Source organism: Flavobacterium sp. LS1R10 (assembly GCF_003968825.1).
In the GTDB taxonomy this organism is placed as follows: domain Bacteria; phylum Bacteroidota; class Bacteroidia; order Flavobacteriales; family Flavobacteriaceae; genus Flavobacterium.
In genome coordinates this window covers 25,554-51,726 of sequence record NZ_RYDH01000001.1, presented here as the reverse complement: position 1 = coordinate 51,726, position 26,173 = coordinate 25,554, and the positions used below count along the sequence as shown (strand labels likewise).

Genomic DNA, 26,173 nt, shown 5'->3' with positions numbered 1-26,173 from the left:
GGATGTGATTGCTGATTTAGAGCAGGCGCTTTCGTAAAGTTCATGACGATTGAAACCATACAATAGTCCACGGTTTAAACCGTGGGCAATGTGGTTTATTTAAGAACGTTTAGCAGTGAGTATTACCGATGGTTTAGTGCGTGTTTCAGTAGGATTGGAAACCGTAAAAGATGAGATTGCTGATTTGGAGCAGGCATTGTTGTAAGGATTTTTGATTGTAGATTTACTACAAATTAAAAATCATCAATCTCCATTCACTATTCTTAAATCAAAAAGTATATTTTTGTTGTTTCAATATAAAAAGAATGTTGATTTCAGACAGCTTTGAAATCTACAATCAAAAATAATTAATCTTCAATTATATTTTTTTAAAATGCTTTCAAAAAAAACTAAATACGGAATAAAAGCACTTACTTTTTTGGCACGCCAAAAAAACAATTTTCCGGTGCAAATAGCGGAGATAGCCAAGAGCGAGACTATCTCGATCAAGTTTTTAGAAAGTATTTTATTATTACTGCGTCATTCTGGTTTTTTAGGAGCCAAAAAAGGAAAAGGCGGAGGCTATTATTTGATAAAAGATCCTAAGGAAATAAATATGGCCCATGTGTATCGTATTCTAGAGGGACCTATTGCATTACTTCCATGTGCCAGCCATAATTTTTATGAACCTTGTGGAGACTGTGCCGATGAAACCACTTGCGCCGTTCGGAAATTAATGACCGAAGTGCGAGACAATACCCTGATGATATTGGAAAACAATACCCTAGCGGATATCGCCTTTTAAAAAATAAACTTAAAAATTAGTGTTGTAGTTAAACAAAAAGTACTATTTTTGCGCTTTAATCTACAATGCCGATAGGGTAATAGATAATAAATAAAATTTATTTTACCTTGCAAGCATGAATAAAGAAGTAGTAGAAGAAAATAAAGGGATGATAAAATCCCAAATTACATTTAAAGAACGCTTGTGGGTTGTTATTCCGGTTGTTTTATTAGTTGGATTAATTTCTACATTGGTGTACAACCATCATGCTGAATTTTCTTGGAATGGTTTTGTGGGAGGGTTCGATCAGGAGTTTTTAATCTTTTTTTGTATTGGCGTTTTTGCACAACTAGTCGATGGAACTTTAGGAATGGGCTACGGAGCAACCTCTACCTCTTTTTTATTGGCATATGGAATCCCGCCAGCAATCAGCAGTACAGGTGTTCACGTTGCTGAAATGTTTACCACCGGCGCTTCTGCAATTTCTCATCATCGTTTTGGGAATATCAATAAAAAACTAGTCCGGCATTTGTTGATACCCGGAATTTTGGGTTCGATTACCGGAGCTTATTTGTTATCGGATGTAATTGATGGGGATGCAATAAAGCCTTTTATTGCCGTGTATATGATCGCTTTGGCGGTTATAATTATCAGAAAGGCAATGCAAAAAAATATTATTAAAAAGAAAACGAAACGATTGAATATTCTGGCTTCTTTTGGGGGATTCATGGATTCCGTTGGAGGTGGAGGCTGGGGGCCAATTGTAACTTCTACATTATTAGGACGCGGTAGAAATCCTAGATATACAATTGGTTCTGTGAATGCAGCCGAATTTGCGGTTTCTTTCGCTAGTGGTATTACATTTATGATTTTTGGAGGAATCCAAGGATGGCAGGTTATTATAGGTTTAATTTTAGGAGGCGTTATTGCTGCGCCAATTGCTGCTTTATTAGTTAATAAAATCAAAAGAAAACCAATGATGATTTTGGTAGGTATCTTAATTATTATTTTGAGTTTAAGAACCTTGTCAAAATTGTTGTAAAAGATAAACGGAATTATGAGCACAGATATAGTACAAGCGTTATTGCATAAAACCAAAGATTTTTCCATTGAGGAAACGCTTCGTTTTTTAGCCAACGAATATAAGGATAACGTAGTTTTTTCTACTTCTTTTGGTCAGGAAGATCAGGTGATTACGGCTTTAATTGCGAAAAATGATTTGCCAATTACCATTTTTACATTGGATACAGGACGATTATTTCAGGAAACGTATGATGTTTTTCATAAAACTTTAAGAAAATATAAAATTGACATTAAAACCTGTTTTCCGGAAGCAATTGCGGTGGAAGAGTTGTTAAATCATAAAGGTCCAAACAGCTTCTATGAATCGGTGGAGAATAGAAAAGAGTGTTGTTTTATTCGAAAAGTGGCACCGTTGACTAAAGGATTAAAAGGGAATGACATCTGGATTACTGGTCTACGTGCGGAACAATCCGAAAATAGAAATGACTTAGACCTTTTTGAATACGATGAAAAGTTCGACATTATAAAATTCAATCCATTGTTAAAATGGACTTTGATAGAAGTAGAAGCCTATTTAGAAAAAAATAATGTGCCACAAAATGTATTACACAAACAAGGGTTTGTAAGTATAGGATGTGCTCCATGTACGAGAGCCATAGCCGAAGGGGAAGATATCAGAGCAGGGAGATGGTCATGGGAATCGAGTCATAAAGAATGTGGGTTGCACCAAAAATAATTAAAAATTAATACAACAATCTTTCAATTTTTGAATTTTTCAATCCTTGAATAAATAAAAATATAATGAGTACCATATTAAAAACAAATGCTTTAGAAAGCGAAGCGATATACATATTTAGAGAAGTAATTTCTCAATTTGACAAACCGGTATTGCTTTTCTCTGGTGGAAAAGATTCGATTACTTTGGTACGTTTAGCGCAAAAAGCATTTTTTCCAGCGAAAATCCCTTTTCCATTGTTGCACGTAGATACGGGACATAACTTTCCTGAAACTATTGCTTTTAGAGATAAATTAGTTGCTGAATTGGGATTAGAATTAATCGTTCGTAATGTGCAAGATGCTATTGACGAAGGGAAAGTTGTAGAAGAAACAGGTAAGTACTCCAGTAGAAACAGTTTGCAAACGACTACACTTTTGGATGCTATCGAAGAATTCAAATTTGATGCTTGCATCGGTGGTGCGCGTAGAGATGAAGAAAAAGCGAGAGCGAAGGAACGTATTTTTTCGGTTCGTGATGATTTTGGTCAATGGGACGAAAAAAATCAGCGTCCTGAATTATTTGATATTTTAAACGGAAAAATTGAAAACGGTCAAAACGTTCGTGTTTTTCCAATTTCGAATTGGACAGAGCTAGATGTTTGGAGTTATATCGAACAAGAGCAAATCGAAATTCCATCGATTTACTTTTCACACAAGCGTAAGGTATTCTTGAGAGACGGTATGATTTGGTCTCATTCTCCTTTTGTTTACCAAGAAGAAGATGAGCAAATTGAAGAAAGAATTGTTCGTTTTAGAACCGTTGGAGATATGAGTTGTACCGCAGCTGTTGATTCTTACGCAGCAACTATTCAGGAAGTGGTGGGTGAAATTAGATCTTCAACTATTTCTGAAAGAGGAGCCAGAATTGATGATAAACGTTCTGAAGCTGCAATGGAAAAAAGAAAACAACAAGGTTATTTTTAGAAAACAATTATAAGTTATGAATTATAAATTATGAATTGTTCCGAGATATTTAAAATTTATAATTCAACATTTAAAATAAAAAAATCAAATTTAGAAGTTTTTACAAGGTGTTTTTGAAAACCTTAAACTTTTAAACTTTAAACAAAATTCAGATGGAAGTTTTAAAAATAGCAACAGCAGGAAGTGTAGATGACGGAAAAAGTACATTAATCGGGAGATTATTGTACGATACAAAATCATTGACTACAGATAAGATTGAAGCAATAGAAAAAAGCAGTAAGCAAAAAGGATACGATTATTTAGATTTCTCATTGGCTACCGATGGTTTGGTTGCTGAAAGAGAACAAGGAATTACGATTGATGTGGCGCATATTTATTTTTCGACAGCCAAAAAAAGTTACATTATTGCCGATACTCCGGGTCACGTTGAATATACACGAAACATGGTTACCGGAGCTTCAACTTCACAAGTTTCAATCATTTTGATTGATGCGCGTAAAGGAGTTATTGAGCAAACCTACCGTCACTTTTTTATCAATAATTTATTGAGAGTAAAAGATGTGATTGTTGCGGTAAACAAAATGGATTTAGTTGATTATTCAGAAGAAGTATACAACAAAATCAAAGCAGACTTTCAGGCATTAAATGCAAAAAGCGCTTTTAAAGAACAAAATGTAAGTTACATTCCGCTAAGTGCAATCAATGGTGGTAATGTTGCAGATAAATCGGAGAATATGCCTTGGTACACCGGACAGACGGTTTTGGAACATTTAGAATCATTGGAACCAAATGATATCTACGAAAACGGAATCGCACGTTTCCCTATTCAAACAGTAATTAGACCAAAAACGGAAGAGTATCATGACTTTAGAGGATATTCAGGAAAATTATACGGGAACACTATTAAAGTAGGAGATGCTGTAACGGTGCTTCCTTCTTTAACTGAATCTACCGTAACGAATATTCACTTTTTTGATAAACAATTTGATGAAGCGACAGCAGGTTCTTCTATCACTATCGAATTAGATAATGACATCAATGTAACCAGAGGTGATATGATTGTAAAATCGAATGAACTTCCTAAAATTGAAAAAGATATTACAACAACTGTTTGTTGGATGGACAGTAAAAAATTAGTGGCAGGTGCAAAATATTATGTGCAACACAACAGCAATAGAGTTTTGGCGAAAATTGACAGTGTAAAAAACGTAATCGCAACCGATTATTCTGGAACAACACCAGCGACTCAATTAGCTATAAATGAAATTGGAGAAGTAACTATCAAATTGAGCAAAGCCATTTATTTTGATGCTTATACTGATAATAAATCTAACGGAGCTTTCATTTTAATAGATGCTGCAACCAACACAACAGCAGGAGTTGGGTTTATAAAATAGCCCCCACCCCAGCCCTCCCCGAAGGGGAGGGAGACATCCTGGATAAAAGTATGCCGGTAGTTAAGGCGTTTGCCTTTTACGATAAGAATATAATAATAATTGAGTTAAAAGAAAATGTAATAATATTTCCAGTTTCGACTCCCTCCCCTTCGGGGAGGGTTGGGGAGGGGATAAACATAACTAAAGATGCAAAGTTTTAGAACAGAAATAGAAGATCCGATTGTCCAAAAAGAGATTATCGATTTAGAGAAAAAAATTCATTCCTTCCGAAGTGGACAAATTGACGATGAGCGTTTTCGCAGTCTTCGTTTGGCCCGTGGTATTTACGGTCAACGTCAAGAAGGCGTGCAAATGATTCGTATTAAATTGCCTTACGGAAAAGTAACTAGCGAGCAATTGAAGCGTATTACGGAAGTGTCCGATAAATATTCTACGGGACGTTTACACATTACAACTCGTCAGGATATTCAAATTCACTATGTGAGTTTAGACAGAACACCTGAGCTTTGGTCTGAGTTGGCCAAAGATGATATCACTTTGAGAGAAGCGTGTGGAAACACCGTGCGTAATATTACTGGAAGCGAATTAGCGGGTGTTGATGTTGACGAACCTTTTGACGTGTCGCCTTATGCGCATGGTTTGTTTCAATATTTATTGCGTAACCCAATTTGTCAGGAAATGGGACGTAAGTTCAAAATATCATTCTCCTCTTCTGATAAAGATACCGCTTTGAGTTATTTGCATGATTTAGGATTTATTCCAAAAATTGTAAATGGCGAAAAAGGGTTCAAAATAATGTTTGCGGGTGGTTTAGGTTCTCAACCAAGTCACGCTGAATTGCTTTCAGAATTTGTACCGGTGAACCAAATTATTCCAACTGCCGAAGGTATAATCAGAGTTTTTGACCGTTACGGAGAAAGAGCAAAACGTTTGAAAGCACGTATGAAGTTTTTAATCAAGGACTTGGGTCGTGAAGAGTTTTTGCGTTTGGTTGACGAAGAGAAAAAAGCTCTTCCGTTTCATACTTACGAAATAGACACTACCGCTTTTGAAGGACCAATTACTGAACCTTTATTGGCAGTACCAGCAGTAACGATCGAGGATGTTGAAGCTTTTGAAGCTTGGAAAAAATCGAACGTGATTGTACAAAAACAAGCAGGATATGTAGCTATTGGTATCAAAGTACTTTTAGGAGATTTTTATACGGACAAAGCAAGATTGTTAGCCGATTTGATTAAAAATTACGGTGCGAATGAATTGCGTTTTTCATTACGACAAAACATCGTTTTACGTAATATTAAAGAAGAAAATCTAGCGTTCTTTTACCAAGAATTAGCCAAATTGGATTTTGTTGCTTTAGGATATGATACTATCGGAGATATCACGGCTTGTCCGGGAACGGATACGTGTAATTTAGGTATTGCAAGTAGTACTGGTATTGCGGATGAATTAGAAAGAGTATTAAAAACAGAATACCCACAATACAGCAACAATCAACAAATCGCCATAAAAATTAGCGGTTGTATGAATGCTTGTGGACAACACAATATGTCCGAAATTGGTTTCCAAGGAATGTCTATTAATGCAGGAAAGTTGGTAGCTCCGGCTCTTCAAGTTTTATTAGGTGGCGGGAATTTAGGAAACGGAAACGGAAGATTTTCTGACAAAGTGATTAAAATTCCAAGCAGAAGAGGACCCGATGCGTTGCGTTATATCTTAAATGATTTTGAAGCAAACGGAAACGGACAATCATTCTTGAATTATTACGACGCCAAAGGAGAGAAATATTTCTATGAATTCTTGAAACCATTAGCAGATATAACAAACCTTACCGAGGCTGATTTTGTAGATTGGGGAAATGCTGATAACTACGTAAAAGCAGTTGGAGTAGGAGAATGTGCAGGTGTAGTAATTGATTTAGTGGCTACTTTAATATTAGAAGCCAAAGATAAAATGACTTTTGCACAAGAAGCTTTCGAAGAAGAAAAATGGGCAGATGCGATTTACTTGGCCTATGCAGGTTTTGTAAACGGTGCCAAAGCAATTTTATTGGCCGAAAACCAAAAAACAAATCACCACGCTGGAATTATCGATTTATTTGATACTGTTTTTATCGAAAGCAAAAAAATAGAATTGGATTCAAGCTTTAAAGATTTGGTTTATCAAATCAAAGCGAATGAGCCTTCTGCCGAATTTGCACAAAAATACATCCAACAAGGAGTTGCGTTTTTTGATACAATAGAGAAATACAGAGCCAAAGACCTAGCTGATGCATAATACAATACAACCCAAAGTAACTTTAGTAGGCGCTGGTCCTGGCGATCCGGATTTGCTTACTCTGAAAGGAGTAAAGGCGCTGGCAGAAGCGAATGTGGTTTTGTATGATGCACTAGCCAATGAGGAAATAATGATTCATGCACCCAAAGATGCCATAAAAATATTTGTAGGGAAACGAAAAGGCTGTCATGAATATTCGCAAGACCAAATCAATCAGTTGATTGTTGATAATGCGCTTACCTATGGAAATGTCGTTCGGTTGAAGGGTGGAGATCCATTTATTTTTGGTCGTGGAAGCGAAGAAATTGAATTTGCAGAAAGTTTTGGAATCCCTACATTTGTAGTCCCCGGAATTTCATCTTCGATTGCAGTTCCGGCTTATCAAGGAATTTCTTTGACAAAAAGAGGTGTTTCAGAAAGTTTTTGGGTAATCACAGGCACTACTTCCAACAGGAATTTGTCGAATGATGTAGCTCTCGCAGCGCAATCATCAGCAACAGTTGTGATTTTGATGGGAATGAGTAAACTATCACAAATTGTGTCATTATTCCAGAAGGAATCCAAAGGAGAAACTCCTGTTGCAATTATTCAAAACGGAACTACTCCACAGGAAAAAATTGGAGTTGGAACGATTAATACTATCCAAGGAGTTGTGGCGGAGAAAAAGTTAAGTTCACCAGCTATAATTGTTATTGGAGAAGTGGTCAAAGAAAGTAGCAAGTTAAAAGGATTTTACGAAGAATTCATTTTAAGTAACATTGCATAAAAAATAAGTATAAATTATTCAAGCTCAGGCTCCCTCTCCTTCGGAGAGGGTTGGGAGAGGAAAATAAGATAGTAATGGAAAGAAACGAACTATATCCTGTTTTTTTAAAACTACACAACCTCAATGTACTTATTGTAGGTGGAGGAAATGTGGGTTTAGAAAAGTTATCTTTCATGTTGAAATCCAGTCCAAATGCCAATGTTGAAGTGGTGGCACCAAGGTTTCTTCCAGAATTGGAAGGCCTGGCAGCAAAACATCCTTCGGTAATATTGACCTATAAAAAGTTCAATCGCTGGATGCTTCGCAAACGCCACATGGTAATTGCCTGTACCGATGATTTGAAAGTTAATAAACGGGTATTCGACTTGTCACGAAAAAGACATTTGATTTGCAACATTGCCGATACACCGGATTTATGTGATTATTATTTGGGCGGAATCGTAACCAAAGGAAATGTGAAAATAGCCATTTCAACCAACGGTAAATCACCGACAACTGCCAAAAGATTACGGGAGTTTTTCGAAGAAATAATTCCGGATGACATCAATAAAATGGTCGAAAACCTCAATGAATATCGCAAAACGCTTAAAGGGAATTTCGAAGAAAAAGTACAAAAAATGAATGAAATCACAGAAGCATTAAAAAACAAAGAATAAAAGCATTGCAAATTAACGAATGATATTTATCATTTAAAGTTGTAAAAATCAATCGTTAATTTGTACTAAATAGTTTATTATAATTACATTACATAAAGAATAAAAAAATGATTAAAACAGACATACTTATAATAGGAGCCGGACCAACTGGTTTATTTGCCGTTTTTGAAGCAGGATTATTGAAATTAAAATGCCATATTTTAGATGCCTTGCCACAAGCGGGCGGACAGCTTTCAGAATTATATCCTAAAAAACCTATTTATGACATTCCAGGGTTTCCAGAAGTATTAGCGGGGGATTTAGTGGATAATTTAATGGAACAAATCAAGCAGTTCGAGCCAGGATTCACACTTGGCGAGCGTGCAGAAACGATTGAAAAACAAGAAGACGGAAGTTTTATTGTCACCTCAAATAAAGGAAAAAAATTCCATGCACCAGTTGTAGCAATTGCTGGTGGATTAGGAAGTTTTGAACCCAGAAAACCATTGATTGAAGACATCGAATTTTACGAAGATAAAGGAATCAAGTATTTCATTAAAAATCCGGAAAAATTCAGAGACAAAAGAGTAGTAATTGCAGGAGGTGGTGATTCCGCTTTAGATTGGAGTATTTTCTTGTCGAATATTGCTTCCGAAGTGACTTTAATTCACCGTAGAAATGAATTCAGAGGAGCCTTGGATTCGGTCGAAAAAGTGCAGGAGTTAAAAGATTCCGGAAAAATAAAGATGATTACGCCGGCAGAAGTAGTTGGTTTAAATGGAGCCGAACATTTAGAATCAATTGATATTGAGGAAAATGGAGCGCATCGTACTATAGAAACGGATTATTTCATTCCACTTTTTGGATTAACGCCAAAATTAGGACCTATTGGAGACTGGGGATTAGACATTGAAAAAAATGCCATCAAAGTAAATAATGCTTTGGATTATCAAACGAATATTCCGGGAATTTTTGCCATTGGTGACGTAAACACTTATCCAGGAAAACTGAAATTGATTCTTTGTGGATTCCACGAAGCAACTATGATGTGTCAGGCAGCCTACCAAATCATCAATCCGGGGAAAAAATATGTATTGAAATATACTACAGTTTCTGGTGTTGATGGTTTTGACGGAACTCGTAAAGAAGCTCCAAAAGCGGTAGTTAAAGCCATAGTTTAACAACTTAGTACAAACTAGTTAAAAAATAAAGCGCTAATACTTGCAAGTATTGGCGCTTTGTCTTTACTTTGTACTGTTCCTATATTTATTGAAAGTTATCACGAAAGGCGGAGGGAAAGACCCGATGAAACCTTAGCAACCCTTTATCTTTAAAGAAGGTGCTACATTCTACTTTATACAGAACCAGTTTCAGTATCAAAGATAGATAACACACGAATACTCACCCAGTATTTCTCAAACCTTTTCTTGACAACATATATTTTTAGCCTGCTGAATCATTTTCAATATCAGTAGCGAAGAATTGGCCTTTTTTTGCCAATATCGTTCCCGCTTTACGCTATATCTTTTTTTCTGAACACCAGAAAAAAAGGATATCGCTTCAATCGGGGCTAAAGAGTTCATATAGTGAACTTTTGTAATTAATAATCAAAAGTGTAAATCCCGAAATGGATCGTGATTTACAAGAAATAACAAGATATGTCAAGCATTCAAGAAGCCATTAAAAAAAATATACTCATACTCGATGGAGCTATGGGAACCATGTTGCAACGTTACAATTTCTCTGAAGAAGACTTTCGTGGAGAACGTTTCAAAGATTTTCCACATTCCTTAAAAGGGAACAATGATTTATTGTCACTTACGCAACCACAAGCGATTCGAGCGGTTCACGCCGCCTATTTTGAAGCAGGAGCGGATATTGTTGAAACCAATACTTTTTCTGGAACCACCATCGGAATGGCAGATTACCATCTCGAAGATATTGTTTATGAACTCAACTACGAATCGGCAAGAATTGCCCGTGAAGTAGCCGATGAGTTTACAGCCAAAAATCCAGATAAACCTCGTTTTGTAGCCGGTTCAATTGGACCTACAAACAGAACAGCGAGTATGTCGCCAGATGTAAATGATCCGGGTTACAGAGCGGTAACTTTTGATGATTTGCGCATTGCTTACAAGCAGCAAGTGGAAGCGTTGATTGACGGAGGAAGTGATTTATTATTGGTGGAAACCATTTTTGACACTTTAAATGCAAAAGCGGCTCTTTTCGCTATTGAAGAAGTCAAAGACGAACGTAATATTGATATTCCAATCATGGTTTCCGGGACAATTACCGATGCATCAGGAAGAACACTTTCAGGTCAAACCGTGGAAGCTTTCTTAGTTTCGGTTTCACACATTCCGTTGTTGAGTGTAGGATTCAATTGCGCCTTGGGTGCCGATTTGCTTAAACCGTATCTCCAAACCTTAGCGCATAATACTTCGTTCAATGTTTCGGCACATCCTAATGCAGGATTACCCAACGCTTTTGGAGAGTACGATGAAACGCCAGAACAGATGCAAGCCTTTATCAAAGAATATTTAGACGATAATTTAGTAAATATCATAGGTGGCTGTTGCGGAACAACCCCAGAACACATTAAGTTGATTGCTGATATCGCAAAGGAGTATAAACCTAGAGTTTCAACAGCAACGATGTAATTAAATTTCCTGCATGGTTTTTTTAAACTGTGTAGTGATGTTTGAAAATGGATTTTTTTAGTTGAATCCAAGTTAGTGCCAGCGCCGGAACTGATAACACTAGATAGCGCGGATTTGTAATCCGTGCCCACAAAGAGAATAAAAACATAAAGTGTGATTTTGTCATTCGGACGAAGGAGGAATCACATTACGGATATAGTTTGATGAGATTCCTCCTTCGTCGGAATGACAAACTGGGTGGCTAGGTTCCCCCGCTAGCGCGAGCTTCTAGCTCGTGCCCATTAACAAAGGCAGGATAAATAGATTTTGAAATATAGAATTATAATTTAGAATAGGCACGAGCGGGACGCTCGCGATAGCGAAGTACGAGTTCCGTAGGAACGATATATTTTGTAGCAACGGAATTTATTCCGTTGAATGAAATAAAAATTAGGATTACGAGCATATTCTGTTGATAATAGATGATTTAGTACCAATATCCGCGTGAGGGATAGCAGTGAAAAGCCCACAGACAAATGAAGTCCCGATAGCTATCGGGACGGAATTAGTCGAGGACTTGTAACGAATAGCCCGACCCTTGTGGTCACGCCCAAAATAATAAGAAACAAAACGAACTACACGTTAAAAAAAAGTAGAAATAAACAACAAAAGCATAAACTTGTACCGTTTCTAAAACCGTGCAGGACAAATAAAGATAAAAAATGGCACAAGCAGAAACTAGAAGAAACTTGGTATTATCAGGATTAGAGCCTTTAATCATTACGCCTAACAGCGTATTTGTAAATATTGGTGAACGAACGAATGTTACCGGTTCTAGAAAGTTCCTTCGATTAATCAAGGAAGAAAAATACGAGGAAGCACTCAGTATTGCCAAAGAGCAAGTGGAAGGTGGCGCGCAAATCATCGATATAAATATGGATGAAGGAATGCTTGATGGCGAATATGCCATGACGAAATTCCTGAATTTGATTGCTGCTGAACCGGATATTTCCAGAGTTCCAATCATGATTGATAGCTCGAAATGGGATATCATTGAGGCTGGACTAAAAGTGGTGCAAGGTAAGAGTGTGGTAAATTCGATTTCCTTGAAAGAAGGCGAAGAACAATTTATTCATCACGCTAAATTGATTAAGCGTTACGGTGCTGCGGCAATTATTATGGCTTTTGATGAAACTGGACAAGCAGATAATTACGAGCGCCGGGTAGAAATATGCCAACGTTCATATGATATTTTGGTGAATAAAGTTGGTTTTCCTCCGCAGGATATTATTTTCGATTTGAATATATTTCCAGTAGCGACAGGAATGGAAGAACACCGCTTGAATGCTTTGGATTTCTTTAGAGGAACAAAATGGGTTAGAGAAAATTTACCTCACGCACACATTAGTGGAGGTGTAAGTAATGTTTCGTTCTCTTTTAGAGGAAATGATACGGTTCGGGAGGCGATGCACTCCGTGTTTTTGTACCACGCCATCCAACATGGAATGACGATGGGAATCGTGAATCCTGAAATGTTGTCTATTTATGACGAAATTCCAAAAGATCTTTTAGAACGCGTTGAAGACGTAATTCTGAACAGGCGAGAGGATGCCACAGAGCGATTACTGGATTTTGCCGAAAATGTAAAAGGAGATGTAAAGAGCAATGAAAAAGCGATTCAGGAATGGCGCTCTGGAACGATTCAGGAACGATTGACACATTCCTTAGTGAAGGGAGTGGATGAATTTATTCTTTTGGATATTGAAGAAGCTCGACTGGCAGCAAAAAAACCAATTGAAGTTATTGAAATTAACTTAATGACAGGAATGAATGTGGTTGGGGATTTATTTGGTTCGGGTAAAATGTTTTTGCCGCAAGTGGTAAAATCGGCTCGGGTAATGAAAAAAGCAGTGGCTTATTTGTTGCCGTTTATTGAAGCCAGCAAACAAGCCGGAGACAAACAAGGGAATGGAAAAATCCTGATGGCAACCGTAAAAGGCGATGTACACGATATTGGTAAAAACATTGTAAGCGTGGTGCTGGCGTGTAATAATTATGAGATTGTAGATTTAGGCGTAATGGTGCCTCCCGAAAAAATTATCGCAGCGGCCATTGAGCATAACGTAGATATTATTGGATTGAGCGGATTGATCACGCCGTCACTGGACGAAATGGTTTTTCTTGCTAAAGAATTAGACAAAAGAGGACTTAAAATTCCAATAATGATTGGTGGGGCAACAACTTCGCGAGCACATACAGCCGTGAAAATTGCACCACAATACAGAGAAACGGTTATTCATGTGAATGATGCTTCGAGAGCCGTGACGGTGGCGGGAAGTTTATTGAACAAGGATAAAAAAATATATGCAAGCGACATTAGAGCGGAGTATGATGCCTTTAGAGAGACGTTTTTGAATCGTTCACGCGACAAGAATTTCTTAACTATTGAGCAAGCGCGCAAGAATAAATTGCAGTTGGATTGGGAGAATTTTACTCCTGTAAAGCCAAAAATCATAGGCGAACAAGTGATCGAAGTGGATTTGGATGTTTTGGTTCCGTATATTGACTGGACACCGTTTTTTAGAACATGGGAATTGTTCGGGAAATATCCGGCAATTTTAACGGATGCGGTAGTGGGCGAACAAGCCACTTCGGTTTTTGCAGATGCGCAGGAAATGTTAGAAGTTATTTTGAGAGAAAAGAAACTGACTGCTAAAGGAATTTATGGAATTTTCCCTGCCAATCAAGTGAACGATGATGACATTGAGATAAGTGATGAAAACGGAAAACCATTGCAGACATTCTTGACGTTACGTCAGCAATCACAAAAAACAAAAGGTGCTCCAAACATTGCTTTGTCTGATTTTATTGCTCCAAAAGATAGCGGTAAAACGGATTATATGGGCGCATTTTGTGTCACGACTGGTTTTGGTGTTGATGAGTGGGCGGCTGAATTCGAAAGAGATTTAGACGATTACAATTCGATTATGGTCAAAGCATTAGCAGATCGTTTTGCGGAAGCTTTTGCGGAATATTTACACGAAAAAATCCGTAAAGAAATTTGGGGCTATTCATCAGATGAAGCTTTAAGTACAGAGGCTATGATCGCTGAAGATTACAAAGGAATCCGTCCGGCTCCAGGATATCCGGCTTGTCCCGACCATTTAGAAAAACCTACGATTTGGAAATTACTAAATGTAGAACAAGAAATTGGAGTGACGCTAACCGAAAGTATGGCGATGTGGCCCGCTTCATCGGTTTCTGGGTATTACTTTGGAAATCCGGAAAGCAAGTATTTCGGACTTGGAAAAATAAAAGAAGACCAAGTCATTGATTATGCCAAACGCAGAAGCATTCCAACCGATGTAGCAATGAAATGGTTGAACCCGAATGTAGCAGATTAAAATCCCCACCCAGCCTCCCCGAAGGGGAGGAGTCGAAAAGGAAGAAAAAAATATTGTTCAATTAAAATTACCCGAGTTCTCCCCTCCTTTGGAGGGGTCGGGGGAGGATCATGAAAGTAACACAACATATAAAAGCAGCCAAAGGAGAAACGTTATTCTCCTTTGAAATTATTCCGCCTCAAAAAGGCAAAAGTATTCAGGAATTATACAATAATATTGATCCGTTGATGGAGTTCAAACCGCCATTCATAGACGTAACCACCTCTCGCGAAGAATTTATCTATATGGATAAAGGAAATGGTTTATTGGAAAAAAAACTAACCAGAATGCGTCCAGGAACACTTGGGATTTGCGCTTCGATCAAGCATAAATACAATGTAGATACCGTTCCTCATGTGCTTTGTGGTGGTTTTACCAAAGAAGAAACGGAATATCTATTAGTTGATTGTCATTATCTGGGAATTGATAATGTGATGGCTTTGCGTGGCGATGCCATGAAAGACGAGCAGTCTTTTGTTCCTAAATTAGGAGGAAATGATTTTGCAGTTGATTTGGTCAAACAAATTAACCAATTAAATTGCGGGAAGTACTTGCATGACCTCATGGATGTTGATGATAAAGCCAATTTTTGTATTGGAGTTGCGGGATATCCGGAGAAACATTTAGAATCACCGTCTTTAATTTCAGATTTGAAAAGACTCAAAGAAAAAGTAGATGCCGGTGCGGATTATGTGGTGACGCAAATGTTTTTTGATAATGCTAAATACTTCGAATTTGTTGCCAAAGCCAGAGAAATTGGGATCACCGTTCCTATTATTCCGGGAATTAAGCCTATTGCCGTGCAAAGACACTTACAAGTTTTGCCACAAATTTTCCGAATCGATCTGCCGGAAGATTTAATTCATGCGGTTGATCAGTGCAAAAACAACGCAGATATCAGACAAGTAGGAATCGAATGGGCTATCCAACAATCATTGGAGTTGAAAGCAGCCGGTGTTCCCGTGTTGCACTATTATTCTATGGGAAAATCAGAAAATATTCGACAAATAGCGAGTAAGGTTTTTTAGGAGCTATTTCCAGCTATTCGTTACAATCTTTTCTTGTCTAAAAAAACGAGACAAGAAAAGGATTTTTACTGCTATCTGGGCTAGGGATTTAACGGTTATAAATGTCGTTATTCATTTCAAATTCTCATAATTTTGTCATTCCGACGAAGGAGGAATTTCACCGCATGGGATTCCTCCTTCGTCGGAATGACAAATCAAACGGTATAAGTATTATGAATGGCTAGTATTTTTCATCTGCAAACTGCGACTGAACACTGATTACTATTTTTTCGTAATCTCTCTAAAAACAGCCTCTAAATTTTTATTTTTCTGATTCAGTTGCAATGTTTTCAAACCATTGGCATTGGCAAAATCAAAAACTGCCGGACGCATGTCTTTATCCGCTTTGAAAGTCAACTCCCAAATCATGTCGTGCGTATTTTTATAAGAAACAAGATTTTCGATTTTAGCAATGGCTTGTTCTTCGATTTTATAGTCAAATTCTACTTCAATCACTTGTTCCTTATCTTCAGAAATTAAGTTGTCCAGTTTTTTATCGGCAACAATTTTTCCATTATTGATGATAATAACACGGTCACAAATCGCTTCTACTTCCTGCATAATGTGCGTCGAAAGGAAAACAGTTTTGTCTTTTCCCACATTTTTAATCACATTACGAATTTCGATTAATTGGTTTGGATCTAAACCAGTGGTTGGTTCATCCAAAATCAAAACATCGGGATTGTGCAATAACGCATTGGCAAGGCCCACACGTTGCCGATATCCTTTAGACAATTGGCCTATTTTTTTATGACTTTCGGTAGTTAAACCAGTAAGTTGAATTACTTCGTCGATACGGGATTTAGCTACTTTATACACATCAGCGTTAAAGGCTAAATATTCGCGTACATACAAATCCAAATACAGCGGATTGTGTTCCGGTAAATAACCAATTGAAAGTTGTACTGCCTTTTGGTTGGTGTTTACATCATTTCCGTTTACTATTGCGGATCCTTCATCAGCATTGATGTAAGTGGTCAATATTTTCATCAAAGTTGATTTTCCGGCTCCATTTGGACCTAAGAAACCAACTATTTCTCCTTTTTTGACAGAAAATGTAATGTTGTCTAAGGCTTTTTGAGTACCGTAACTTTTGGATATGTTATTTACTTCTATTGACATGGAATTTTATTTGTTGCAAAAGTAAACAGAAAAAGTATTGATTTATTGTTTTTGTAACTCAATAAATAAAAGACCTTCGTCAAAGTTTATTGAGCAAGAGGATATTCTCTTTTAGATTTATATATTTACCATAAACTATATGAACATGAATTTGAAAAACACACAATCAGGGAGTTTCTTGAAAAACTACAAAAGTATTTTATTGCTGCTTGGCGGAATTTTGGCAGGAAGTATATTGGGTTTAGTTTTTGGAAAGGAAGTAGAAGTGATTAAACCATTGGGAGATATATTTCTGAATTTATTGTTTACCGCCATTATCCCTTTGGTGTTTTTTACGATTGCATCTTCGATTGCCAATTTAGAAAAATCAGAGAAACTGGGAAGATTATTTGTAATTGTTATGGGAGTGTTTTTAAGCACCGTATTAATTTCTGCCATTTTGATGCTGGTTGGTGTCCTGTTATTTCCCATTCATCAAGACATCATTATTTCAAAAATACCGTTAGAAAGTATACAAAGTACAAATACAGGTTCACAAATTACCCAATTGCTTACAGCGGGGGATTTTTATGAACTGCTTTCTCGAAAAAGCATGTTGCCCTTAATCATTTTTTCCTTTCTAATAGGGTTTGCCGCCCTGCGTTCCGGAGAAAAAGGAAAAGATTTCAGCAGGTTTTTGAATTCAGGCAATGAAGTGATGAAACAATTGTTACACATCATCATGAAAACGGCTCCAATAGGTTTGGGGGCTTATTTCGCGTATCAGGTTGGAATTTTTGGACCGCAATTATTTGGAGCTTATGCAAAACCTTTGGGGCTTTATTATGCGGTTTGTGCTTTCTACTTTATTGTGTTTTTTAGTTTGTACGCTTTTATCGCTGGAGGGAAATTAGGATTTAAAGTATTTTGGAAAAATAATATTACGCCTTCCTTAACCGCATTGGGAACTTGCAGCAGCATTGCCACTATTCCTGCCAATCTGGAAGGTGCCGAAAAAATGAATATTCCGGCTCACATCAGAAATGTAGTTATTCCACTGGGTGCGCCTTTGCATAAAGACGGATCCAGTATGTCATCTATTGTGAAAATTGCGGTAATTTTCGCCATGTTCGGAAAAGATTTAACGGACCCAAATACCTTATTAGTGGCGTTAGGAATTACAGTAATTGTTTCGGTAGTTGAAGGCGGAATTCCTAATGGAGGTTATATAGGAGAAATTTTGGCGATTACCGTTTATGGTTTCCCAATGGAACAAGCTCTTCCAGCTGCAATGATTGTGGGGACTTTAGTAGATCCAATGGCGACATTGCTAAATGCGAATGGTGATTTAGTGTCGGCGATGATGGTTGCCCGAATTTCGGAAGGAAAAAAATGGCTTGCTGAAAAAGTAGTTGTATAAAACCACTTTTTTTAGCCGGTTTCAATGGTATAGTTTTAAAAACAGTAAAATAGCAACGACTTATTGGTGTTTTAAAGACCTTTTTTTAATTATTACATAATTAATAACCAGTTTTTTAGCGAATTCTTTTTTTGTTCAATAAAATCAGCCTTTTTTTTTGGATAGCTGGAAATTATGTATACATTCGCAGAGTAATTAATACAAAAAACAACAGCATGTTGAATAACCGATTTTATTTTAGCAACTCTTATTATTTCTTCTGGAAGGTCGAAAGGGATTGTTGTATGGTTATTTGATTATAAAATTAAATTGATACTATAAATATACAATCCCGATGTAAATCGGGATTTTTTTTTGCTTAAAAAGGTGTAAAATGAATGAAATAATTGGAATACAAGGCATAACGGGTTCTTTTCACCACCAGGTGGCGCAAGAATATTTTCATCAGGCGGTTGCTTTAGATGAATGTTTGTCGTTTGAAGAGTTAGTGGATAACCTGCTCTCCGGTAAATCAGATCAGGCAGTTATGGCTATAGAAAATTCTATTGCGGGCCCAATTATTCCGAATTACGCATTGATTGACAAGAATAATTTACACATTATTGGGGAGCATTATTTAATAATTCATCAAAATTTAATGGCCTTAAAAGGGCAGAAAATAGAAGATATTTTGGAAGTACATTCGCATCCTATGGCCATTTTGCAATGTATGGAATTCCTTAAAAAATATCCAAATATAAAATTAGTCGAAGATAAAGATACTGCCGAAACGGCTCGTAGAATTCAGAAAAATCAGTTGAAAGGAATTGCTGCAATTGCCAGTATTACGGCGTCGAGAATGTATGATTTAGAAATTTTGGCTCCGGAGATTCAAACGATTAAAAATAATATGACACGTTTTGTGATTATCAAAAAGGAAAATTCATTTGTTCCGGAAAACGAAATTAACAGAGCGTCCATCAAATTTGAATTGGATCACAAACGGGGAAGTTTAGCGGCAGTTTTGAATGTGATGAGCGATTGCAAATTGAATTTAACAAAAATACAATCGTTACCAAAAATAGAAACGCCTTGGAAATATTCGTTTTTTGTCGATGTCACTTTTGAAAAATACGAAGATTATGCGAAAGCAAAGTCGCTATTGATCATTATGGCAGAATATTTCAAAGTGTTAGGCGAATATAAAAACACAAAATTATAAAGCCCTTAACCCCAACCCAACCCCCGAAGTGGGAATTAGATTAAGATCGATTTACAAGAAATTTAAAATAGAAGAATGATTACTATAGCGAAACGTCTCGAAATAATTGAAGAATACTATTTCTCCTCAAAGTTGAGAGAAGTAAGGCAACTGGCTTCTGAAGGGAAACCCATTATCAATATGGGAATTGGAAGTCCGGATTTACAGCCGTCACAGGCGGTAATTGATGCAGTGGTTCTGGCAATGCAAGAGGAGAATGCACATCAATACCAAAGTTATCAGGGGTTGCCAGAGTTGCGGCAAGGTATGGCTGATTTTTACAAAAACAATTACGGAGTTGCGTTGAATCCGGCTAACGAAATTTTGCCTTTGATGGGTTCCAAAGAGGGAATTATGCATATTTCACTGGCTTTTTTGAATGAAGGCGATCAGGTACTGATCCCAAATCCAGGATATCCAACCTATACTTCGGTGACAAATTTAGTGGGAGCAGTTCCGGTTTATTATGACTTAAAAGAAAACAATAACTGGGAGCCGGATTTTGAAGCTTTGGAAAAATTGGATTTGTCGAAAGTGAAAATCATGTGGATTGGGTATCCGCACATGCCAACTGGAGCCAGAGGAAGTCTGGCATTGTTTGAAAAATTAGTGACTTTTGCCAAAAAGCATAACATTTTATTAGTCAACGACAATCCGTATAGTTTTGTTTTGAACGACAATCCGATGAGTTTGTTGCAAGTAGCAGGTGCAAAAGACGTGGTTTTAGAATTGAATTCTTTGAGTAAGACTTTTAACATGGCGGGCTGGAGAGTGGGAATGCTTCTGGGAAATGCAGCTTGCATTGATGCCGTTTTGAAAGTGAAAAGCAACATGGATAGCGGTATGTTTTACGGGATTCAAAAAGGAGCAATTGAAGCTTTAAAAAGTGACAAAACTTGGTTTGATTCGATGAATGCGATTTATAGAAAACGCAGAATTCTTACCGAACAACTGGCTGAGAAATTAGGCTGTAAAGTTTATAAAGAAGGAGTTGGATTATTTGTTTGGGCAAAATTGCCGGACGGAATCACATCGGCGGAGAAATTCATAGATGAAATTTTATATGACAAATCTATTTTTATTACACCGGGAACCATTTTTGGTTCTAATGGAGAAGGTTACATCCGATTTGCATTGTGTGTAAAAGAAGAAAAAGTACAGGAAGCAATTGATAGATTTTAATACATGAATATACACGTAATAGGAATAGGATTGATAGGCGGTTCAATGGTATTGGACATTAAAGCACTGCATCCGGAAGCCAAAATTTATGGAATCGATACTGATGAAAATCATTTGCAGGAAGCAATAACTTTGGGAGTTGTTGATGCTGGTGCGACATTTGATGATTTAGTTGATGCAGATTTTGTAATCGTTTCTGTTCCGGTTGACGTTGCATTAAGTGTTTTACCAAAAGTACTGGATGTTATTGGTGAAAATACGATTGTTTTTGAAGTAGGTTCGACAAAAACGCCTATTTGTGAAGCGGTTGCTAATCATCCTAAGAGAAGGAGTTTTATTGCAACGCATCCTATTGCAGGAACGGAGTTTTCAGGACCATCGGCAGCGATAAAAGGATTGTTTCAAGGGAAAACGAATATCATTTGTGAGGTCGAAAAAACAACGTTTAAATTACAGGAAAAAGCGTTGGATTTGTTTAAGGCAATGGGAATGCGGATTCGGTATATGGATCCAAAATCACATGACAAACACATTGCTTATGTGTCGCATTTATCCCATATCAGTGCATTTATGCTTGGAAAAACGGTAATTGACAAAGAGAAAGACGAGCAGGATATTTTTGATATGGCGGGTTCTGGTTTTGAAAGTACGGTTCGTTTGGCCAAGAGTTCACCGGCAATGTGGACACCAATTTTTAAACAGAACAGGAAGCAGGTTGTGAAAACATTAGAGGAGTATATTTCTAATTTGTCAAAGTTTAAGGAATTATTAGAGAAGGAAGATTACGATGCGATTTACAATGAAATGCAAAGTGTCAACAAAATAAAGGAAATATTAAACGGTATTAATGTAAAAAAGTGATCAGTGATTAGTCACTGGTTACAGTAAAAAGAACAACACAAAAACTAAAATTAGAAAAGATGGAAAACAAGAAAGAAATGAGAAATTGGTTGAATGAATTCAATTTGACTCATCCATTTGTGATCGCAGGACCTTGTAGTGCTGAAACAGAAGAGCAAGTATTGAAAATTGCACATGAATTGAAAGACTCTGACGTAAGTGTTTTTAGAGCAGGAATTTGGAAACCAAGAACGCGTCCGGGAGGATTTGAAGGAGTAGGAGCAATAGGGCTTAAATGGTTGCAAAAAGCAAAGGCAGAAACCGGCTTGCTTATGGGAACCGAAGTAGCGACTGCAGCGCATTGTAAATTGGCTTTAGAGCATGATATTGATGTATTATGGGTTGGAGCCCGTACAACTGCAAATCCGTTTGCGGTGCAAGAAATTGCTGATACATTAAAAGGAACCGATAAAATTGTATTGGTCAAGAATCCGGTAAATCCAGATATGGCTTTGTGGCTGGGTGGTGTGGAACGTTTGCATGCGGCAGGAATTAAGAATTTAGGCGTTATTCACAGAGGTTTTTCTACGTATGAAAAAACGAAATACAGAAACATTCCTGAATGGCAGATAGCTATTGAATTGCAAAATAAATTCCCTGATTTGCCTTTGATCATTGATCCCTCCCATATTACAGGAAACCGTGAGATGATTCTTGAAGTGACTCAAGAAGCATTAGATCTGAATTACGACGGTATGATTATCGAGACGCATACTGATCCGGATAATGCCTGGAGTGATGCAGCGCAACAAGTGACACCAGATGCTTTGAAGCAAATTTTCAAAGATTTGAAAGTGAGAAAAGTAAGTGGTGATACGGATGAGTTTGCTAATAAAATGACAAAATTGAGAGCGAATATTGATGTTCTGGATTCGAATTTATTGGAATTGTTAGGCAAAAGAATGAAAGTGGCTGACGAAATTGGTCAAGTGAAAAAAGACGCTAACGTTGCTGTATTGCAAAACAATCGTTGGAACGAAATTTTAGGAAAAATGATTTTGGAAGGCGAGAAGAAAGGGTTGACAGAAGAGTTTGTACTAAAAATGTTCAAAGCGATTCACCAGGAAAGTATTGGTCACCAAGAAAAAGTACTAAACGCTTAGTCCGTATTTTTTAAATATAAATCCCTGCAGCTTTTGTCAAAAGTTGTGGGGATTTTCTATTTTTAATTGTATGTAAAGTTGCTCAAAGTGAAAAACTTTAAACTTTTAAACTTTAAACCTAAAACAAAGAATTATCTTTGCAAAGTCTTAGATTTTAAATCAGAAATCTAAAATAGTTAATCTTCAATCAAATAATCCTTTATGACAGGACTCGTTTACAAATCTACAGGAAGTTGGTACACCGTAAAATCCGAACAAGGGGATTTTATCGAATGCCGTATGAAAGGGAAATTCCGAATTAAAGGAATCAAAAGCACCAATCCTATTGCTGTAGGCGATATTGTGGATTATGAACTAGAAGAATCATCCGATACTGTTACGGGAACCATTCATAACATTCATGACAGAAAGAATTATATCGTTCGGAAATCAGTGAATTTATCCCATCAGATGCATATTATTGCGTCTAATATTGACAGGGTTTTCTTGCTGGTAACCATCAATAATCCGCCAACGACTTTTAACTTTATTGACCGTTTTCTGGTTACTGCCGAAGCGTATGGAATTGAAACTATACTGGTTTTTAATAAAATAGATACGCTAGACGATGCCACGCTGGATGAACAATTGTACATGCAGCATGTGTATCAGGAAATTGGATATAAATGTTTGCGCGTTTCTTCGACTGAAATGAAAGGAATAGAGGAATTGAAAGAAATGATGATTGGGAAAGTGAGCATGTTCTCTGGACATTCCGGAGTTGGGAAATCGACTTTGGTAAATGCGATGGAGTCTTCTTTACATTTAAAAACAAAGACAATTTCTGAAGCAAGTAAACAAGGGCAACACACGACGACTTTTGCCGAAATGTATGATTTGTCTTTTGATGCCAGAATTATCGATACGCCCGGGATCAAAGGTTTTGGAATCGTAGACATGGATGCAGCAGAAATCAGTGGTTATTTTCCTGAATTTTTTAAGTTGAAAGAGCAATGTAAATTCAATAATTGCTTGCATAAAGATGAGCCGCATTGCGCTATTAAAGGGGCTTTAGAAAAAGATGAAATCGCTTGGTCCCGTTATAGAAGTTACCTTAAAATTCTCGAAGGTGACGATGAAAATTACCGTACGGATATTCATAATGAGGATCGAATAATCAGTGACAAAACCAGGGAATAGTAGAGACGCGATTTATCGCGTCTATTTTACATAGAATATAAAAGAATGAAAATCGTCCTCCAAAGAGTTTCCCAAGCTTCCGTAACCATCGATACTAAAGTCGTAGCCGATATCCAGAAAGGATTGTTGGTTTTGGTTGGGATTGAAGATTTAGACAATCAAGAAGATATCAATTGGTTAGCTTCAAAAACAGTCAATATCCGTGTTTTTGGGGATGAAAATGACGTTATGAATCTATCTGTCAAGGATACAGATGGCGATGTTATTGTGGTAAGTCAATTTACTTTGCACGCCGCTACTAAAAAAGGCAATCGTCCTTCCTATATCAAAGCTTCAAAACCAGAAATAGCTATTCCATTATACGAGAATTTTGTGCTTCAGCTGGAGAAAGAATTGGGTAAAAAAGTACAAACTGGCGTTTTTGGTGCAGATATGAAAGTACTTTTGCTGAATGATGGTCCTGTAACAATAGTAATTGACAGTAAAAATAGAGAGTAGGTTTCCGTACAGCTCTCCAAACATAAAAAGTAAATACCGGAAATTGTTATAAGAAACACCTCACTGAAGGTGTTTTTTTAGGTTCCAATTCTTTACATTTGTTCAAATACAACTGAGATGACTTTAGAACAATACATTCAAAATATAAATTCCGCCTACAAAAGAGGTAATGCAACAGAACACACCTATCGTGGCGATTTGAAGCAACTTATCGAAAGTATTGTTCCGGATGTTGCCGCAACCAACGAAACCCAATATTTCGACAACGTTCCCGATGTGGCTTGGAATTTCTACATTGGTGGTTATCAACCCGCTCAAAAATGGCTCAAAGACCGTAAGGAACGCAAACTGGAATTTGACGATATTGCCCATTATCAAAAAATCATAGTTGCTTTGACCGAAACCGATCGCTTAATGAAAGCAATTGATACAATAGCAATAGAATAGTTATGGAAGAAAACGTAAAAAAATTTATTTTATACACCGCACCAAGCGGAGAAATACGTGTTGATGTTTTACTGCAAAACGAATCGGTATGGCTTTCGCAAAAAGCAATGGCGTTATTGTTTGACTGCAGTGCAGACAATGTTTCATTACACTTAAAAAATATTTTTGAAAGTAAGGAATTAGAAGAAAATGCAGTTACCGAGGTTTTCTCGGCAACTGCATCAGATGGCAAAACCTACAAAGTAAAACATTACAGTCTTGACGCAATAATTTCTGTAGGTTACAGAGTAAACTCTACCAAAGCTACACAATTCAGGATTTGGGCAACCCAGACTTTAAAAGAATATATTATAAAAGGGTTTGTGCTTGACGACAATCGTTTAAAACAGGGTCAAGCAATTTTTGGAAAAGATTATTTTAAAGAATTACTGCAAAGAGTTCGTTCGATTCGCGCAAGTGAAAGAAGAATTTACCAGCAAGTAACGGATATTTTTGCGGAGTGCAGTATTGACTATGACAGTAATGCCGATATCACAAAAAATTTCTATGCCACAGTTCAAAATAAATTTCATTTTGCTATAACCGGTAATACTGCTGCCGAAATAATAGCCAAAACTGCCGACGCCAAAAAGGAAAATATGGGATTAACGACTTGGAAAAATAGTCCAAGTGGAAGGGTTTTGAAATCGGATGTGGTAGTTGCCAAAAATTATTTACAAGAAAAAGAAATTAAACAATTGGAGCGCACCGTAACGGGTTACTTTGATTACATAGAAGGATTGATAGAGCGGGAGAATACTTTTACGATGAGTCAATTGGCAACAAGTGTGAATAAATTTCTAAACTTTAATGATTATAAGGTTTTGGATGGTAAAGGGAAAATTTCTAAAATACAAGCTGATAAAAAAGCAATCGCTGCCTATGAAGCCTTTAATAAAACACAGAAAATAATTTCTGATTTTGATAAAGAAATAAAAAAACTAAAAAAATGAACCTAAAAAATTCCCAACTCGACGTAGATACTTGGATTAAAGAACACGGCGTTCGTTACTTTAACGAATTGACCAATATGGCGCAGCTTACCGAAGAAGTAGGGGAAGTGGCCCGAATCATCGCCCGTCGTTACGGCGAACAATCCGAAAAAGAAAGCGATAAAGACAAAGACCTTGGCGAGGAATTAGCCGATGTAGTTTTTGTGGTATTGTGTTTAGCCAACCAAACCGGAATTGATTTACAAGCCGCTTTTGATAAAAAAATGGATCTAAAATCCATTCGAGACAAAGACCGTCACAAAAACAATGAAAAACTCAAATAATTTGTGAAGTATAAATTATGAATTATAAATGCGGAGTGGTAAATTGCGACTCAAAAATTATTTGAGTTAAAAATGAA

24 protein-coding genes, 1 pseudogene and 1 riboswitch are annotated in these 26,173 nt (G+C 36.9%); of the genes and pseudogenes, 23 read left to right on the top strand and 2 right to left on the bottom strand.

Features of this window, described 5'->3' with window-relative positions; genetic code table 11:
- Positions 1-103 precede the first annotated feature (103 nt).
- The 11 genes and pseudogenes from EKL96_RS00240 to EKL96_RS00190 all read left to right on the top strand — a co-directional run.
- A pseudogene (locus EKL96_RS00240) lies at positions 104-205 on the top strand (PLP-dependent transferase); the annotation flags it as partial.
- Positions 206-373: 168 nt separating this feature from the next.
- Positions 374-784 (top strand): RrF2 family transcriptional regulator, encoded by a 411-nt coding sequence (locus tag EKL96_RS00235; RefSeq protein WP_126457434.1) that lies wholly within the window; start codon positions 374-376, stop codon positions 782-784.
- Positions 785-899: 115 nt separating this feature from the next.
- Entirely contained in the window at positions 900-1,805 is a 906-nt protein-coding gene (locus tag EKL96_RS00230; protein WP_231507414.1) for a sulfite exporter TauE/SafE family protein, read from the top strand.
- A 15-nt stretch (positions 1,806-1,820) separates the two neighbouring features.
- Complete coding sequence (locus tag EKL96_RS00225) at positions 1,821-2,522, top strand: phosphoadenylyl-sulfate reductase (protein WP_126457433.1); 702 nt, start codon at positions 1,821-1,823, stop codon at positions 2,520-2,522.
- A 65-nt stretch (positions 2,523-2,587) separates the two neighbouring features.
- Positions 2,588-3,487 (top strand): sulfate adenylyltransferase subunit CysD, encoded by a 900-nt coding sequence (gene cysD / locus EKL96_RS00220; RefSeq protein WP_126453028.1) that lies wholly within the window; start codon positions 2,588-2,590, stop codon positions 3,485-3,487.
- A 152-nt stretch (positions 3,488-3,639) separates the two neighbouring features.
- Positions 3,640-4,884, top strand: coding sequence for a sulfate adenylyltransferase subunit 1 (locus EKL96_RS00215; protein WP_126457432.1), 1,245 nt, complete (start codon positions 3,640-3,642; stop codon positions 4,882-4,884).
- A 186-nt stretch (positions 4,885-5,070) separates the two neighbouring features.
- A complete protein-coding gene (locus tag EKL96_RS00210) occupies positions 5,071-7,161 on the top strand; it encodes a HEPN domain-containing protein (protein WP_126457431.1) in 2,091 nt (696 codons plus the stop codon).
- On the top strand, positions 7,154-7,927 hold the full coding sequence (gene cobA, locus EKL96_RS00205) for a uroporphyrinogen-III C-methyltransferase (protein WP_126457430.1): 774 nt from the start codon (positions 7,154-7,156) through the stop codon (positions 7,925-7,927). The genes EKL96_RS00210 and cobA overlap by 8 nt, the downstream gene beginning before the upstream one ends.
- Before the next feature lie 74 nt (positions 7,928-8,001).
- Positions 8,002-8,583, top strand: a complete 582-nt coding sequence (locus EKL96_RS00200) for a bifunctional precorrin-2 dehydrogenase/sirohydrochlorin ferrochelatase (protein WP_126457429.1) — start codon at positions 8,002-8,004, stop codon at positions 8,581-8,583.
- Between the two features lie 107 nt (positions 8,584-8,690).
- Positions 8,691-9,743: an NAD(P)/FAD-dependent oxidoreductase gene (locus tag EKL96_RS00195; protein WP_126457428.1), complete on the top strand. Its 1,053-nt coding sequence runs from the start codon at positions 8,691-8,693 to the stop codon at positions 9,741-9,743.
- A 92-nt stretch (positions 9,744-9,835) separates the two neighbouring features.
- A riboswitch (SAM riboswitch) is annotated at positions 9,836-9,955 on the top strand.
- A gap of 265 nt (positions 9,956-10,220) precedes the next feature.
- Positions 10,221-11,222, top strand: a complete 1,002-nt coding sequence (locus EKL96_RS00190) for a homocysteine S-methyltransferase family protein (protein WP_126457427.1) — start codon at positions 10,221-10,223, stop codon at positions 11,220-11,222.
- Positions 11,223-11,541: 319 nt separating this feature from the next.
- Here the strand turns inward: EKL96_RS00190 and EKL96_RS14545 are convergent, their stop codons facing one another.
- The gene (locus tag EKL96_RS14545; protein WP_255416337.1) at positions 11,542-11,667 is read right to left on the bottom strand and encodes a hypothetical protein; all 126 of its coding nucleotides are present in this window, start codon (positions 11,665-11,667) and stop codon (positions 11,542-11,544) included.
- 256 nt (positions 11,668-11,923) lie between these two features.
- On the opposite strand from EKL96_RS14545, the gene metH reads away from it, so the two are divergent.
- Positions 11,924-14,605 carry a methionine synthase gene (metH, locus tag EKL96_RS00185; protein ID WP_126457426.1) on the top strand — a complete coding sequence of 894 codons (2,682 nt, stop codon included), beginning with the start codon at positions 11,924-11,926 and terminating at the stop codon, positions 14,603-14,605.
- 110 nt (positions 14,606-14,715) lie between these two features.
- Complete coding sequence (gene metF, locus EKL96_RS00180) at positions 14,716-15,672, top strand: methylenetetrahydrofolate reductase [NAD(P)H] (RefSeq protein WP_126457425.1); 957 nt, start codon at positions 14,716-14,718, stop codon at positions 15,670-15,672.
- Positions 15,673-15,933: 261 nt separating this feature from the next.
- Here metF and gldA read toward each other — a convergent pair whose 3' ends face one another.
- Positions 15,934-16,833, bottom strand: a complete 900-nt coding sequence (gldA, locus tag EKL96_RS00175; protein ID WP_126457424.1) for a gliding motility-associated ABC transporter ATP-binding subunit GldA — start codon at positions 16,831-16,833, stop codon at positions 15,934-15,936.
- A gap of 145 nt (positions 16,834-16,978) precedes the next feature.
- Between gldA and EKL96_RS00170 the strand changes: the two genes are divergently transcribed.
- The 10 genes from EKL96_RS00170 (at position 16,979) to EKL96_RS00125 (ending at position 26,096) form a co-directional block, all read left to right on the top strand.
- Positions 16,979-18,232 carry a dicarboxylate/amino acid:cation symporter gene (locus EKL96_RS00170; RefSeq protein ID WP_126457423.1) on the top strand — a complete coding sequence of 418 codons (1,254 nt, stop codon included), beginning with the start codon at positions 16,979-16,981 and terminating at the stop codon, positions 18,230-18,232.
- 373 nt (positions 18,233-18,605) lie between these two features.
- On the top strand, positions 18,606-19,433 hold the full coding sequence (locus EKL96_RS00165) for a prephenate dehydratase (RefSeq protein ID WP_126457422.1): 828 nt from the start codon (positions 18,606-18,608) through the stop codon (positions 19,431-19,433).
- A gap of 75 nt (positions 19,434-19,508) precedes the next feature.
- Complete coding sequence (locus EKL96_RS00160; protein ID WP_126457421.1) at positions 19,509-20,654, top strand: pyridoxal phosphate-dependent aminotransferase; 1,146 nt, start codon at positions 19,509-19,511, stop codon at positions 20,652-20,654.
- Between the two features lie 3 nt (positions 20,655-20,657).
- Entirely contained in the window at positions 20,658-21,515 is an 858-nt protein-coding gene (locus EKL96_RS00155) for a prephenate dehydrogenase (protein WP_126457420.1), read from the top strand.
- A gap of 59 nt (positions 21,516-21,574) precedes the next feature.
- Positions 21,575-22,657: a bifunctional 3-deoxy-7-phosphoheptulonate synthase/chorismate mutase type II gene (locus EKL96_RS00150; protein WP_126457419.1), complete on the top strand. Its 1,083-nt coding sequence runs from the start codon at positions 21,575-21,577 to the stop codon at positions 22,655-22,657.
- A gap of 201 nt (positions 22,658-22,858) precedes the next feature.
- Positions 22,859-23,836, top strand: a complete 978-nt coding sequence (rsgA, locus tag EKL96_RS00145; protein WP_126457418.1) for a ribosome small subunit-dependent GTPase A — start codon at positions 22,859-22,861, stop codon at positions 23,834-23,836.
- 45 nt (positions 23,837-23,881) lie between these two features.
- Positions 23,882-24,334: a D-aminoacyl-tRNA deacylase gene (dtd, locus tag EKL96_RS00140; protein ID WP_126457417.1), complete on the top strand. Its 453-nt coding sequence runs from the start codon at positions 23,882-23,884 to the stop codon at positions 24,332-24,334.
- A 117-nt stretch (positions 24,335-24,451) separates the two neighbouring features.
- Entirely contained in the window at positions 24,452-24,781 is a 330-nt protein-coding gene (locus tag EKL96_RS14365; protein ID WP_233579241.1) for a type ISP restriction/modification enzyme, read from the top strand.
- Between the two features lie 2 nt (positions 24,782-24,783).
- Positions 24,784-25,773, top strand: coding sequence for a virulence RhuM family protein (locus EKL96_RS00130; protein ID WP_126457416.1), 990 nt, complete (start codon positions 24,784-24,786; stop codon positions 25,771-25,773).
- Positions 25,770-26,096 carry a nucleotide pyrophosphohydrolase gene (locus tag EKL96_RS00125; protein WP_126453086.1) on the top strand — a complete coding sequence of 109 codons (327 nt, stop codon included), beginning with the start codon at positions 25,770-25,772 and terminating at the stop codon, positions 26,094-26,096. Before EKL96_RS00130 ends, EKL96_RS00125 begins: the two co-directional genes overlap by 4 nt.
- Positions 26,097-26,173: the final 77 nt, after the last annotated feature.

Bases quoted from the DNA above. Each gene is read 5' to 3' on its own strand.
- EKL96_RS00215 (WP_126457432.1), top strand. From the start codon at position 3,640: ATGGAAGTTTTAAAAATAGCAACAGCAGGAAGTGTAGATGACGGAAAA.
- EKL96_RS00190 (WP_126457427.1), top strand. From the start codon at position 10,221: ATGTCAAGCATTCAAGAAGCCATTAAAAAAAATATACTCATACTCGAT.
- EKL96_RS00225 (WP_126457433.1), top strand. From the start codon at position 1,821: ATGAGCACAGATATAGTACAAGCGTTATTGCATAAAACCAAAGATTTT.
- rsgA (WP_126457418.1), top strand. From the start codon at position 22,859: ATGACAGGACTCGTTTACAAATCTACAGGAAGTTGGTACACCGTAAAA.
- EKL96_RS00200 (WP_126457429.1), top strand. From the start codon at position 8,002: ATGGAAAGAAACGAACTATATCCTGTTTTTTTAAAACTACACAACCTC.
- EKL96_RS00210 (WP_126457431.1), top strand. From the start codon at position 5,071: ATGCAAAGTTTTAGAACAGAAATAGAAGATCCGATTGTCCAAAAAGAG.
- EKL96_RS00130 (WP_126457416.1), top strand. From the start codon at position 24,784: ATGGAAGAAAACGTAAAAAAATTTATTTTATACACCGCACCAAGCGGA.
- cysD (WP_126453028.1), top strand. From the start codon at position 2,588: ATGAGTACCATATTAAAAACAAATGCTTTAGAAAGCGAAGCGATATAC.
- EKL96_RS00155 (WP_126457420.1), top strand. From the start codon at position 20,658: ATGAATATACACGTAATAGGAATAGGATTGATAGGCGGTTCAATGGTA.
- metF (WP_126457425.1), top strand. From the start codon at position 14,716: ATGAAAGTAACACAACATATAAAAGCAGCCAAAGGAGAAACGTTATTC.
- EKL96_RS00160 (WP_126457421.1), top strand. From the start codon at position 19,509: ATGATTACTATAGCGAAACGTCTCGAAATAATTGAAGAATACTATTTC.
- EKL96_RS14545 (WP_255416337.1), bottom strand. From the start codon at position 11,667: ATGCTCGTAATCCTAATTTTTATTTCATTCAACGGAATAAATTCCGTT.
- dtd (WP_126457417.1), top strand. From the start codon at position 23,882: ATGAAAATCGTCCTCCAAAGAGTTTCCCAAGCTTCCGTAACCATCGAT.
- EKL96_RS00125 (WP_126453086.1), top strand. From the start codon at position 25,770: ATGAACCTAAAAAATTCCCAACTCGACGTAGATACTTGGATTAAAGAA.
- EKL96_RS00150 (WP_126457419.1), top strand. From the start codon at position 21,575: ATGGAAAACAAGAAAGAAATGAGAAATTGGTTGAATGAATTCAATTTG.
- gldA (WP_126457424.1), bottom strand. From the start codon at position 16,833: ATGTCAATAGAAGTAAATAACATATCCAAAAGTTACGGTACTCAAAAA.
- metH (WP_126457426.1), top strand. From the start codon at position 11,924: ATGGCACAAGCAGAAACTAGAAGAAACTTGGTATTATCAGGATTAGAG.
- EKL96_RS00195 (WP_126457428.1), top strand. From the start codon at position 8,691: ATGATTAAAACAGACATACTTATAATAGGAGCCGGACCAACTGGTTTA.
- EKL96_RS00170 (WP_126457423.1), top strand. From the start codon at position 16,979: ATGAATTTGAAAAACACACAATCAGGGAGTTTCTTGAAAAACTACAAA.
- EKL96_RS00230 (WP_231507414.1), top strand. From the start codon at position 900: ATGAATAAAGAAGTAGTAGAAGAAAATAAAGGGATGATAAAATCCCAA.
- EKL96_RS00165 (WP_126457422.1), top strand. From the start codon at position 18,606: ATGAATGAAATAATTGGAATACAAGGCATAACGGGTTCTTTTCACCAC.
- EKL96_RS00235 (WP_126457434.1), top strand. From the start codon at position 374: ATGCTTTCAAAAAAAACTAAATACGGAATAAAAGCACTTACTTTTTTG.
- cobA (WP_126457430.1), top strand. From the start codon at position 7,154: ATGCATAATACAATACAACCCAAAGTAACTTTAGTAGGCGCTGGTCCT.
- EKL96_RS14365 (WP_233579241.1), top strand. From the start codon at position 24,452: ATGACTTTAGAACAATACATTCAAAATATAAATTCCGCCTACAAAAGA.